Below are 12,456 nucleotides of genomic sequence, written 5' to 3'. Positions count from 1 at the left end.
CATTGGGGGCTCCGATCGTTTCTACCCCCCTTCAGCACCGTCTAAGCCGGCTGCAAACGCCGCTTCTGCCTCGCCAACAGCCTGCGGCGTGCCGACATGCAGCCATGTGCCCTCAAGGGCGACGCCGAACAGGCGGTTCTGCGCAGCGGCCGCGAAGAAGAAAGGAGCGAGTTTCAAGACCCGGAGCTCAAGCGTCTCGAACAGCGCCGGCTTGATGATGCCGACGCCCGCGTAGACGAAAGGCACGCGCCCCTCCTGCCGACGGATCAGCCGCCCATCGCCGGCCATGCTGAAGTCGCCGTCCCAGTCGACGCCGATACTGGTGTCGGTCGAGGCGACCATGAGAAGCACGTCCATGCGATCGCCGTCCCAGGCGGCGGCCAAGCGGCGAAGGGTGGGACTCGTCTCCTGCCACAGCGCATCGGTGTTGCAGATGAAAAACGGCTCACGCCCAAACTCGGGCAACGCCTTGATGATGCCGCCGGCCTGATCGAGCAAGAGTTCGCGCTCATCGGAAACAACCACCTCGGGATGCGACCGGCCCTTCAGCGCGGCCTCGATCTGGTCGGCACGGTAGTGGACATTGACGACCGCGCGCTCGACTCCGGCCTCCTCCAGCCGGTCCAGCATGTGATCCAGCATCGTTTTGCCGCCGACCTTCACGAGGGGCTTGGGGATCGTGTCGGTGATCGGCCGCATCCGGGTGCCGAGGCCGGCCGCAAACACAATGGCGTTGCGGGGTGGTGTTGGCGAGGTCAACGACGCAAACCCAGGGTTCGCGGCAGGTAGGTCTGATACCAGAAGCGCATCTCGCTCAACGCGGGGTGCGCCAGCCCTTTGGCCAGATAGGCCTCGATCCGCGGCAGATGCGCGAGGTATTGAGGTTTGCGGTCGCGTTTGTTCAGACGCGCAAAGGCGCCGAGGATCTTGGTGCCACGCTGAACGCCGAGGATCGCATAGGCCTCGGCAAAGCTGGCCATGTCGAAGAACGCGTTCACGGCGCGTCGGTGCTGGGCGTAGGCGCCGAGAAGTTGCAGCTCCAAATTGTCCGGTACGGCGACGCGCGCATCCTGCAGCAGCGAGACGAGATCGTAGGCCGGATGCCCGATCACGCAGTCCTGGAAATCGATCAGGCCCACGCGAGCAAGGCCTTCGCGCCCGGACTGCCAAAGGAGGTTCGGTGAATGAACGTCGCGCAAGGACCACGTCTTGGGACCCGACAGAACCTCGCCGAACAGTTTGCTGCAGAGCGAGATGAAATTCGCCCGTGCGCTCGCCGGCAACGTGATCTTTGCGATTTCAGGCGCGTACCAATCCAGCACCAGTTCGGCTTCGATCAGCAGAGCATCGAGATCATAGGGCGGGATCTGGTATGGCACGCCGCCTTCACCCGGGATCTCTTCGGGAAGGTTCTGATCATGCAGCCAAGCCAGGAGAGCGACGACTTCGCCATAGCGCTCTGGGATTGGTGCGCCACCACGCACCAGAGGCTCATTGCCGAGATCCTCGATGACGGCCAAGCCCCTACCCGCATCGACCGCCAGGATCTCAGGCACGGAAAGGCCGCGAGCCAGCAGCGCGCGATCGATCGCGAGAAAGGGTCGAATGTCGCCCGCCAGACGGGCGACATGATGATAGGGTTTGCCAAAGCGGACCACCACGGCATCGGAGCGCGGCGGCGAGATCATCAAAACCGCCTTGCGGCCATCCGCTCGCGAGAGACGTTCATAGGCCCGCGTCGATGCGTCCCCCGTCATGAAGCTGCGGCTGGCCCCGCCGAAACCGGCACGTTCGAGTAGTGCCTCGATGGCCTGCGCCAGCTTGAGCCGGGACGTCATGGTGCCATAGGCCGTGATCATGACGCTGCGCGTCTCGGCGCCGAGGCTTGGCACAAGCGACATCTCGATGTCGAGGCGATCCGGCGGTAGACGATCGGCAATGCGATCCGGCCATTCGACCAGAACCAGGGCGCCTTCGATGACTTCGTCCCAGCCGAGTTCCGCAAGATCATCCTCCCCGTCGATCCGATAGAGATCGGCATGGGCGATCGGATAGGATTGCCCCTCATAGGTCTGCAGCAGCGTGAAGGTAGGGCTGGGCACCTCCAGTTCGGGATCGCCGACCAACGCCCGGATCATTGCCCGCGCGAGGGTGGTCTTGCCCACCCCGAGGCCTCCCGACAGCGCCACGAAGTCGCCGACCCGCAGGGTCGCGACCAAGGTGTTCACGAGACCGCTCAGCTCGGTCTCGTCGGATATTGTCACAGACCAAAAGGTTGGCTGGGATGCCGGATTGATCGGCAACGGGATTCTCCTCTTGGGGCGCTCGCCGTCACTATATGAGGAACCCTTGCCGAACAAGAAATGGTGCGTTCATGGCCCTTCCTGCCAGGTCAGACCGGCCGCCTGCAGCTTCGACCCTCCTCAGGAGGTCGCGCTGATCGCCATGACTTCACGGGCCGGGAAGATGCAGGTGACCGTCGTTCCTTCTTCCGGCGCCGAGTCGATCAGCACCTTGCCGCCGTGAAGTTCCATGAGCGAACGAACGATCGACAGGCCGAGACCGACGCCCCGGTGCTTCGAGCCGGCCGTATAGGAATGAAAGCGGTCGAACACCTGGTCGAGCATATCGAGCGGGATGCCGCGGCCTTGGTCGGTCACTTTGAACACCACCGAGTCGTCCCGCCGCATCGCTGCCAGCGTCACCCGCTGGCCCGGGGTCGAGAACCCGATGGCATTGGACAGAAGGTTGAACAGGATCTGCCGCACGCGCTTGCCATCCGCCCGGAAGGAGCCGATTCCATCGAGAGCCACGATGTCGAGCGCTACACCATTGTCGGCGAGCCGGTCCTGCACGCCCTTGGCGGCTTCTTCCATGGTACTCACGATATCGATCGTGCCCGGCGCCAGTTCCATGGCATCCATGTCAATCGTCGCAAGATCGAGAATGTCGTTGATGATCGCCAGGAGCGCGGCCGACGACTTCAGGATGTAGCCCGTATATTCCCGCTGCTTGGGATTGAGGTCACCAACGGAACTGTCGCCCAGGAACTCGATGAACCCGATGATGTTGGTCAGCGGCGATCGCAGTTCATAGGACACGTGGTGCACGAAGTTGTTGCGAAGCTGTTCGGCCTCCAACAGCACCTGGTTCTGCTCGGTCAGGACCCGCGCGATGTTCACCCCGTCGGTGACATCGGTGAACGTGATCAGGGTCGCCCCATCGGGGAGAGGCGCCGCAGAGCAATCGAGCACCATCCCGTCAATGCGATGAACGCGGCGCTCGAATGTCAGCCGCTCATCCGCGAAGCCCGCAACGACGGATCGCAAGTGCATGATGTCGTCAGGGTCCTGGCACAGTTTGCGGCAGCGGTGAGCCACTTCGTCGATATGCGGCCTTCCGCAAAGAAGCGCGTGGTCCATGTCCCACATGGTTCCGAAAGCCGGGTTGAACAGCGTCAGCCGCCCATCCGTTCCGAACACCGCCACGCCCTCGCGTAACGTGTCGAGCGTTTCACCCTGCACCCGAATAAGGCCGTTGAATTTGGACTCGAGTTGATAGCGTTCGGTGGTGTCGTCGAAGAGATAGATGACGCCGCCATCCGGACTCGGGCTGGTGACGACCCGCAATCTCCGGCTGTCGGGCAGGTACCAGATCTGCTCCGCCACATCGACGCTTTGGTAGGCGGACAGCACCGAGGCCTTCCAGACGCGGAAATCCGCCTGTTCCGGAAGCCGGCCTTCAGCCCGAAGCCGGTCGAGGATCTCGCCATCGAACGGTTTGGAGTCGAGGAAGGCCGGGCCAAGCGCCCAGATCGAGCGATAGGCGGCGTTGTAGAATTGCAGCCGCTTGTTGCGATCGAAGATGGCGACCCCGGTCGACAGCCGGTCGAGAAGCTGGGCGTGAGCCGAGGCTTGACGGGCGAGGTTCTCGCGTGCCGTTTCCAGTTCGGACAGGTCGATCGCCATGCCCACGGACCCCACGGGGCTCGGGACGTCGATCACGTTCAGCATGTGGCGCGCGCCGGCCACGATCGCCGGCGCGCGGGCACGCCAGATGCCGCCGTCGCGGCGCGCCAGGGCCGACGCCTCGCGGGCGCCTTTATCGAGGAGTTCTGTGCCGCGCGAGACGGCGTCGTCCAGATCGTGCGCCTCGACGGCTCTCACATAGGCGCTGTTTGCCCATACGAGTCGATCGCTCGCATCCCGCGCCCAAACGGGGTCAGGGATATTGTCCGTGAGTTTCCGCAGGGCCTCCAGATCGTTGATCACGCGACCATGCTGCTCGCGAAGCCGCGTGAGTTCGAGGCGGTCTCCGGACACATCGCGAAGTCGAAGGATGGCGCGTCCACCCATTGCGCGACCGTCCGCTTCCATGTGACGTCCGGTCTTTGTGCGGACCGCCATGCGAAAGGCTTCGCCCCGGGACCTCAGGCGATCGACGGCATGGTCGAGCGCCTGCGCGGATTCGGGCGGCAGCCACGATCCGAAGCCGAGAATGCGGCGGGGCATAGGTGTATCGCTGACAAGCGCGAAGTCGCCCTCGATGTCCGGGTCGCCGGTCATGGAATGCCAGGCGATGACGATCTGAGGCTCAGCCGACAGAAAGACCTGAGCCCTGTCCAGCTTCGCTCGAAGATGGTCCAGTTCGCTGAGAAGATGTCGTTCCCGATCGGTCCATCGCCGCCGTCCGAACACGTAAAGAAGCGCCGTGATGGTGGAGAAGAGGACGAGGCCGCAGAAGATAGCCGCGCCCGCAAAAGCGCCATGCTGCGCCACGATGTCGGCTGCGACGGTGTGAAGTTCGTCCGCCTTCAGGGGCGTGCAAAGAGCGGATACACCGAAGGTCCACCCCGTACCGATGACACGTCGAAGGAGCCTGTCGTTGAGCTTTGCGGGCCCCGTCACAGGGCGCGACGGTGCGGCGGAACGAGGTTTGGCTGCACAGCCCGCAAAACCCCATAACCAAGCCATTCCCTGCCTTTCGCCCTGTACGATCAAGCCACCGCACGGCGTCGGCTTGTGTCCCCAATCCGCCACCGGGCGTTTCGAATCACCTGACTGTAGACCTTGGATTCCGCGCTCAGAAGATCTTGACATAAAACGAAGCACCCCCGGCTCGTGCTGACGAGCCGGGGGTGCTTTTCGTGCAACGGTTAAAAGTGAAGCGTCAGTACCGATAGGACTCGGGCTTGAATGGTCCGGTCTTGGCGAGGCCAAGATAGTCCGCCTGGGCACCCGTCAGCGTCGTCAGCTTGACACCGATCTTGTCGAGATGCAGGGCCGCGACCTTCTCGTCGAGATGCTTCGGCAGGGTATAGACTTGGTTCTTGTAGTGACCTGGCTTGGTCCAGAGTTCGATCTGAGCAAGCGTCTGGTTCGTGAAGGACGCCGACATCACGAAGGAGGGATGACCTGTGGCATTGCCGAGGTTCACCAAGCGGCCTTCCGACAGAAGGATGATGCGCTTGCCGTCGACGAACTCGACCTCGTCGACCTGCGGCTTCACATTGTGCCACTTGAAGTTCTTCAGACCTGCCACCTGGATCTCGGAATCGAAGTGACCGATGTTGCAGACGATCGCCCGGTCCTTCATGGCCCGCATGTGATCGACCGTGATGACGTCGACATTGCCGGTCGCGGTCACGAAGATGTCGGCACGCTTGGCAGCGTCCTCCATCGTGGTCACCTCATAACCCTCCATGGCGGCCTGCAGGGCGCAGATCGGGTCGACTTCCGACACCATGACGCGGCAGCCGGCGTTGCGGAGCGAAGCGGCCGAGCCCTTGCCGACATCGCCGAAACCCGCGACCATCGCGACCTTGCCGGCCATCATGACGTCCGTGCCGCGACGGATGCCGTCGACGAGTGATTCACGGCAACCGTAGAGGTTGTCGAACTTCGATTTCGTGACCGAATCGTTGACGTTGATGGCGGGGAAAAGCAGTTTGCCTTCCTTGGCCATGATGTAGAGGCGGTGCACCCCCGTGGTGGTCTCCTCCGTCACGCCCTTGATGGCTTTACCGACCCGACCGTACCAGCCGTGCTGCGATCCGAGACGCTTCTTGATGGCGGCGAACAGGACCTCCTCTTCCTCGTTGGTGGCCTTGTCGAGGAAAGCCGTATCGCCGCCCTCGGCCCGAATGCCGAGGTGGATCAGCAGCGTCGCGTCGCCGCCGTCATCGAGGATCATGTTCGGGGTGCCGCCGTCGGCCCATTCGAAGATGCGGTGCGTGTAGTCCCAATAATCGACGAGGCTCTCGCCCTTGATGGCGAACACGGGCGTGCCGGTCGCGGCGATCGCGGCGGCCGCATGATCCTGCGTCGAATAGATGTTGCAGGAGGCCCAGCGCACGTCTGCCCCGAGCGCCTTCAGGGTCTCGATCAGGACGCCCGTCTGGATGGTCATGTGCAACGAGCCGGCGATCCGGGCGCCCTTGAGCGGCTGGTCCGCGCCAAACTCACGCCGGACCGCCATCAAGCCTGGCATCTCGGTCTCCGCGATCGTTAGTTCCTTGCGACCCCAGTCCGAGAGCGCGATGTCGGCGACCACGTAGTCATGCTTGCCAGTCGGATCGGTGGGACGTGCCTGGGTCATCATAAATTCCTCAAAATGCCTGTAGCTGCCATATCAGGTCGGGCCAGAGGTCGCAATAAACATATAAGCAAATCCTTATGTGTTTCTGTCCTGTGTAGTTCTAATGCGCCTTTTGGAATATTGTTTGCAACGGTTCCAGAAAGACGGTTCGATGCCTCCGTGTAGGCCTTGCGGCCTACGGGCCGTGAGCATTCGGTTCGAGAGAAGGGTTGTTGATGAACGCGTTGACACTATTCCGTGCCGCAGTCGGGCTTGGCTTGGCGGCTTTGCTGTTGGGGTCGACCGCAGCCTCGGCCAAGACCTTGGTGTATTGTTCGGAAGGTTCGCCCGAGAATTTTACGCCCGCCATCAACACCACTGGGACGAGCCTCGACGCGGCTCGCCCTGTCTTCGATCAGCTGGTGGAATTCGAGCGCGGGTCGACGAACCTGAAGCCGGGTCTCGCCGAAAGCTGGACCATCGGGCCGGATGGTAAGACCATTACGTTCAAACTGCGCCAGGGCGTGAAATTCGGTGCCACCAAGGAATTCAAGCCGACGCGCGACTTCAACGCCGACGACGTCTTGTTTTCGTTTCAGCGCCAATTCGACGAGAAAAACCCCTACTTCAAGGTCTCGGGCGGCAAGTACGATTACTACAACGACATGGACATGCCCACGATCCTGAAGGACATCAAGAAAACGGACGACCACACGATCGTGATGACGCTGAGCCAGCCGAATGTCGCCATCCTGGCGAATCTGGCGATGGACTTCGCCACGATCCAATCGGCCGAATATGCCGACTACCTGATGAAAAAAGGCAAGCCGGAGCAGTTCGATCAGGTACCGGTCGGCACGGGTCCCTTCGTGTTCTCCGCCTATCAGAAAGATGCTGTCATCCGCTTCAAAGCCAACCCCGACTATTGGGGCGGCAAGCCCGCCATCGATGACCTCGTCTATGCCATCACGCCCGATCCGACGGCCCGCATTTCCAAGCTGAAGACCGGTGAATGCCAAGTCTCTCCGCTGCCCCGCCCCGCCGACATTCCGGAGCTGCAGAAGGACGCCAATATCAATGTCCTGACCCAGCCAGGCCTCAATATCGGCTATCTCGCGTTCAACGCCACGAAACCTCCCTTCGACAAGAAGGAGGTGCGACAGGCACTCAGCATGGCGATCGACCGGAAAGCGATCCTGACCCAGGTCTATGGCCAAGCCGGACAGATGGCCAAGAACCTGATTCCGCCAACCATGTGGGCCTATGACGACAGCGTGGTCGACTACACGTTCGATCCCGAGAAGGCGAAAGCCATGTTGAAGAGTGCGGGCGTGTCAGGGTCGATCGATATCGACCTGTGGTACATGCCGGTACAGCGCCCGTACAACCCCGATGCCAAGCGCATGGCCGAGATGATGCAGTCCGATCTCGCGAAGGTCGGGGTCAACGCCAAGCTCGTGACCTACGAGTGGGGCGAGTATCGCAAGCGCATTCAGAATGGCGAAGCCACCACGGCCCTGTTCGGCTGGACCGGCGACAACGGCGACCCGGACAATTTCTTCTTCTTCCTGGGATGCGACGGCACCAAGCCTGCCGCGAGCAACATCGCCAAGTGGTGCGACAAGGATTTCAACGACAAGCTCGCGCAAGCCCGCCAGGTGACGGAGCTCGATCAGCGCAAGAAGCTCTATAGCGACATGCAGGTGATCCAGCACGATCAAGAGCCGGTGCTCAACATCGCGCATTCGCTGCAGTACGAGCCCGTGCGCAAGGAAGTGATCGACTTCAAGATGAGCCCGCTTGGGCGCAACCAGTTCGACGGCGTATCCCTGAAATAATGCGCTTGGTGTTCAAGCTCGAACTCTTCCGGCCGGGCGCTCGCCGCTCGGCCGTCACTGAAGTGGATCACGCAGCGTGATCGGCTTCTTTCTTCGCCGGATCGTTTTGACGATCCCGACGTTCATCGCCCTGACGTTTCTGACCTTCGTGGCGATCCGGCTCGTGCCGGGTGACCCGGTCGAGGCCAGGGTTGGAGAGCATGGCATCACGCCCGAGCGGCTGGCCCTGCTGCGACATCAGCTCGGGCTCGATCAACCGGTCTGGAAGCAGTTCCTGGATTATGGATGGGGCCTCCTGCACGGAAATTTCGGCACCTCGCTCTCGACGAGTGGAAGTGTGCTCACGGAGTTCATGACGCTCTTCCCGGCCACGGTGGAGCTTTCGCTCGTGGCGATGGCGCTCGCGATCCTGATCGGCATTCCGACGGGCGTGATCGCGGCCGTAAAACGGGGCTCGTGGACCGACCAGATCCTGATGAGCCTGTCCGTCACGGGCTATTCCATGCCGATTTTCTGGTGGGGCCTGCTCCTCGTCATGTTGTTCGCCGAGCGGCTCGGCTGGGCGCCGGTGGGCGGCCGCATCGACCTTATTCGGTTCGACTACGACACACCGACCGGATTCATGCTGATCGACTCGCTCCTATCGGACGAGCCGGGCGCTTTTCTCGATGCCGTGCGCCATCTCGTTCTGCCGGCGATCGTGCTTGGCACGATCCCGCTCGCCGTGGTGGCCCGGATGACGCGGTCGTCGATGCTCGAAGTGTTGAACGAGGATTATGTGCGGACCGCTCGCGCCAAGGGCCTATCGCCGTTTCGGGTCATCGGGATCCACGCCTTGCGCAACGCGCTCATTCCCGTGACGACCGTGATCGGATTGATGACGGGGTCATTGCTGGCCGGTGCCGTGCTGACCGAGACGATCTTCTCCTGGCCGGGTGTCGGCCATTATCTGATCGACGGCATCTCGCGGCGCGATTATCCGGCCCTGCAGGGCGGCATCATGCTGATTTCGGTCGTGGTAATCTTCGTCAATCTTTTGGTCGACGTGACCTACGGCGCCATCAATCCGAGGATTCGGCATGGCGGCTGAGATGAGCAGCATCGTCTCGATCGACGAAGTACCCGCCACTCTGCGGGCACCGCCCGGACCTTTCGCGGCTTTCTGGTATTCGTTTCGCCAGAACAAGGGTGCGGTCGTCGGCCTCGTGATCGTCCTGATCGTGGTCGGGCTGGCCGTATTCGCGCCTTTGGTGGCACCACATTCTCCGATCGAACAGTTCCGCGACGCCGTAAAGGCACCGCCGGTCTGGGCCGGCGGCAACTGGCGCTTTGCCCTCGGCACGGACGGCGTGGGGCGGGATATGCTGTCCCGCTTGATCTATGGGGCGCGGGTGTCCCTCTTTATCGGTGTGGCCGTGATGACGGTCTCGTTCGTGGTGGGCGTCCTGCTCGGACTACTGGCCGCTTATTTTGGCTCCCTGGTCGATATCGTGATTACGCGCGTGATGGATCTCATCATGTCGGTGCCCGACCTGGTGCTGGCCATCCTGGCCGTGGCGATCCTGGGCCCCAGCCTGATCAACACGATCGTGGCTGTGACGATCGTCTATCTACCCCGCTACGTCCGCCTGGTTCGCGCCTCGGCCGCGTCCGAAATGCAGAAAGACTATGTTGTGGCCGCCAAAGTCGCGGGCGTCGGCCCGATACGATTGATGTTGTCGAGCGTTCTGCCCAATTGTCTGGCTCCGCTGGTGATCCAAGCCGCGCTCGGCGTCTCCGACGCCATTCTCGAGGCGGCGGCGCTCGGCTTTCTTGGCTTGGGAGCGCAGCCTCCGACCCCGGAATGGGGATCGATGCTGGCCGATTCGCGGGAGTTCATCCGCTCGGACCCCTGGATCGTGACGCTGCCGGGGCTCGCGATCCTGATCACCGTCGTGGCCATCAATCTGATGGGCGACGGCCTGCGCGACGCGCTCGATCCCAAGATGCGAACAAGCTGATGGCGCTCCTCGACATCCGCAATCTGTCGGTCGATTTCGCGACCCGAACCGGTCGGTTTCGTGCCGTCGACAGCATCGATATCAGCGTCGATCCCAACGAGGTCCTGTCCATCGTCGGCGAATCCGGCTCAGGCAAGTCGGTCGCCATGCTGGCCATCATGGGCCTTCTGCCCTGGAGCGCGACCGTCACGGCGGACCGGATGACCTTCGACGGCACGGACCTGCGTGCCTTGTCGGCCAAGCAGCGCCGCAAGATCGTCGGCAAGGACATGGCGATGATCTTTCAGGAGCCGATGTCCTCGCTGAACCCGTGCTACACGGTCGGCTTTCAGATCGAGGAGGCCATGAAGGCCCATCTCGGCCTTGGACGAACCGAGCGGCGCGCGCGTGCTGTCGATCTCCTGGCACAGGTCGGTATCCCCGACCCGGCCCGACGCCTCAAGGTGTTCCCGCATCAATTGTCGGGCGGAATGAGCCAGCGCGTGATGATCGCCATGGCGATCGCCTGTCGGCCCAAGTTGCTGATCGCCGACGAGCCGACAACGGCGCTCGACGTGACGATTCAGGCGCAGATTCTGGATCTGCTGCTGTCGCTCCGGCACGAGACCGGCATGGGTCTCGTCCTCATCACCCACGACATGGGCGTAGTCGCCGAAACCGCAACGCGCGTGCAGGTGCATTATGCCGGCCGCGAAGTCGAGTCGAACACTACCGACGCACTCTTCTCCGACCGACATCATCCCTACACCGAAGCCTTGTTGGCGGCCCTGCCCGAGCGGGCGACCGGCCGGCGTCTGCCGGCCATTCCGGGTGTCGTCCCGGGCCAGTTCGACCGGCCGGCCGGCTGCGTCTTCGCGCCGCGCTGCCAGTTCGCGTTCGATTATTGCCGCACGCACGCCCCTGTTGCTGCCGACGCATCATTGGGACGGGCCCTCTGTCATATCCCGCTCGTCCACGGCCGGCCGACGCCGCTCGTGCTCACCGAGACCGGAGTTCCCGCATGAGCGTCGCGCCCCTGCTCCAGGCTCAGGACTTGCGACGCGACTACACGACGAAGCGCGGCGTCTTCGGCGGGACCGCAACCGTCAAGGCCTTGGCCGGCGTGAGCTTCGAGCTTCAGGCGGGCGAGACTTTGGCGGTGGTCGGCGAATCCGGCTCCGGCAAATCGACACTTGCCCGTTTGCTGACGCTGATCGAAACCCCGACCGGCGGCGTCCTGACCATCGACGGGCGCGACGTCGCCACAAGAACACGCAGCGACAGCAAGGCGCTCCGCCGCGACATTCAGATGGTGTTTCAAAACCCGTACGGTTCGTTGAATCCAAGGCAGACGATCGGGGCCGCGCTCGAAGAACCACTGATCGTGTCGAGCGATATGGCGGCGCCGGACCGCAAAGCCGCCGTGCGCGACGTGATGGCGAAAGTCGGCCTGCGCCCGGAATATGCAGCCCGATATCCGCATATGTTCTCCGGCGGGCAGCGCCAGCGTATCGCCATCGCGCGCGCCCTGATGCTCCGGCCCCGCATCCTGGTCTTGGACGAACCAGTCTCGGCGCTCGATGTTTCAGTGCGGGCTCAGGTGCTCAATCTCTTGGCAGACCTGCAGGATGAATTGAAGCTCGCCTATGTGTTCGTCTCGCACGATCTCTCGGTCGTGCAGCATATCGCGGACCGGGTCATGGTGATCTACCTTGGCCATGTGGTGGAGATCGGCACGCGCGATGCGCTCTTCGGTGCGCCCCAACATCCCTACACTCGTGCTCTTCTCTCTGCGACGCCCACCACCGATCCAGCCGCACGGCGCGAGCGCATCGTCCTCAAAGGGGAGTTGCCCTCGCCCTTCAATCCGCCGTCCGGATGCGTGTTCAACACCCGCTGTCCACTCGCCTTCGACAAGTGCCGCGTCGCCGAACCACCCCTCGAGCTCAAGCACGGACGCGAGGTGGCCTGTTGGGCGGTGCCGGCGTCCTAACCCGCCCGTCTTCGACCAGCTTGGTGCCCATTGGTTTGATGTCGGGGCGCGAACTGTTCTCGATCCCTTC

The 12,456-nt window shown here is 62.7% G+C and carries 9 protein-coding genes; 5 read left to right on the top strand and 4 right to left on the bottom strand.

Features of this window, described 5'->3' with window-relative positions; genetic code table 11:
- Nucleotides 1–21 precede the first annotated feature (21 nt).
- The 4 genes from M8523_RS02335 to ahcY all read right to left on the bottom strand — a co-directional run bounded on the left by M8523_RS02335 (nucleotide 22) and on the right by ahcY (nucleotide 6,597).
- A complete protein-coding gene (locus M8523_RS02335) occupies nucleotides 22–726 on the bottom strand; it encodes a nucleotidyltransferase family protein (protein WP_345894215.1) in 705 nt (234 codons plus the stop codon).
- Nucleotides 727–755: 29 nt separating this feature from the next.
- Entirely contained in the window at nucleotides 756–2,264 is a 1,509-nt protein-coding gene (gene tsaE, locus M8523_RS02330; RefSeq protein WP_282583421.1) for a tRNA (adenosine(37)-N6)-threonylcarbamoyltransferase complex ATPase subunit type 1 TsaE, read from the bottom strand.
- A 159-nt stretch (nucleotides 2,265–2,423) separates the two neighbouring features.
- Nucleotides 2,424–4,907, bottom strand: coding sequence for a PAS-domain containing protein (locus M8523_RS02325; protein WP_282583198.1), 2,484 nt, complete (start codon nucleotides 4,905–4,907; stop codon nucleotides 2,424–2,426).
- 262 nt (nucleotides 4,908–5,169) lie between these two features.
- Nucleotides 5,170–6,597, bottom strand: a complete 1,428-nt coding sequence (gene ahcY / locus M8523_RS02320) for an adenosylhomocysteinase (protein ID WP_282583197.1) — start codon at nucleotides 6,595–6,597, stop codon at nucleotides 5,170–5,172.
- 215 nt (nucleotides 6,598–6,812) lie between these two features.
- Here ahcY and M8523_RS02315 point away from each other — a divergent pair, with 215 nt between their 5' ends.
- The 5 genes from M8523_RS02315 to M8523_RS02295 all read left to right on the top strand — a co-directional run bounded on the left by M8523_RS02315 (nucleotide 6,813) and on the right by M8523_RS02295 (nucleotide 12,386).
- Complete coding sequence (locus M8523_RS02315) at nucleotides 6,813–8,414, top strand: ABC transporter substrate-binding protein (protein ID WP_282583196.1); 1,602 nt, start codon at nucleotides 6,813–6,815, stop codon at nucleotides 8,412–8,414.
- A 76-nt stretch (nucleotides 8,415–8,490) separates the two neighbouring features.
- Complete coding sequence (locus M8523_RS02310) at nucleotides 8,491–9,504, top strand: ABC transporter permease subunit (protein ID WP_282583195.1); 1,014 nt, start codon at nucleotides 8,491–8,493, stop codon at nucleotides 9,502–9,504.
- The gene (locus M8523_RS02305; protein WP_282583194.1) at nucleotides 9,494–10,414 is read left to right on the top strand and encodes an ABC transporter permease subunit; all 921 of its coding nucleotides are present in this window, start codon (nucleotides 9,494–9,496) and stop codon (nucleotides 10,412–10,414) included. Before M8523_RS02310 ends, M8523_RS02305 begins: the two co-directional genes overlap by 11 nt.
- Complete coding sequence (locus tag M8523_RS02300; protein WP_282583193.1) at nucleotides 10,414–11,418, top strand: ABC transporter ATP-binding protein; 1,005 nt, start codon at nucleotides 10,414–10,416, stop codon at nucleotides 11,416–11,418. The genes M8523_RS02305 and M8523_RS02300 overlap by 1 nt, the downstream gene beginning before the upstream one ends.
- Entirely contained in the window at nucleotides 11,415–12,386 is a 972-nt protein-coding gene (locus tag M8523_RS02295) for a dipeptide ABC transporter ATP-binding protein (RefSeq protein WP_282583192.1), read from the top strand. Before M8523_RS02300 ends, M8523_RS02295 begins: the two co-directional genes overlap by 4 nt.
- Nucleotides 12,387–12,456 lie beyond the last annotated feature (70 nt).

It is taken from the genome of Lichenifustis flavocetrariae (genome assembly GCF_026130545.1).
Taxonomy (GTDB): Bacteria; Pseudomonadota; Alphaproteobacteria; order Rhizobiales; family Beijerinckiaceae; genus Lichenihabitans; species Lichenihabitans flavocetrariae.
Note: the sequence above shows the minus strand (reverse complement) of the source record. Positions and strands in the feature narration are given on the sequence as shown.

What these genes read in the sequence shown, in the direction of transcription:
- M8523_RS02295 (WP_282583192.1), top strand. Translation starts at nt 11,415, where the DNA reads ATGAGCGTCGCGCCCCTGCTCCAGGCTCAGGACTTGCGACGCGACTAC.
- M8523_RS02300 (WP_282583193.1), top strand. Translation starts at nt 10,414, where the DNA reads ATGGCGCTCCTCGACATCCGCAATCTGTCGGTCGATTTCGCGACCCGA.
- M8523_RS02305 (WP_282583194.1), top strand. Translation starts at nt 9,494, where the DNA reads ATGGCGGCTGAGATGAGCAGCATCGTCTCGATCGACGAAGTACCCGCC.
- ahcY (WP_282583197.1), bottom strand. Translation starts at nt 6,597, where the DNA reads ATGACCCAGGCACGTCCCACCGATCCGACTGGCAAGCATGACTACGTG.
- M8523_RS02315 (WP_282583196.1), top strand. Translation starts at nt 6,813, where the DNA reads ATGAACGCGTTGACACTATTCCGTGCCGCAGTCGGGCTTGGCTTGGCG.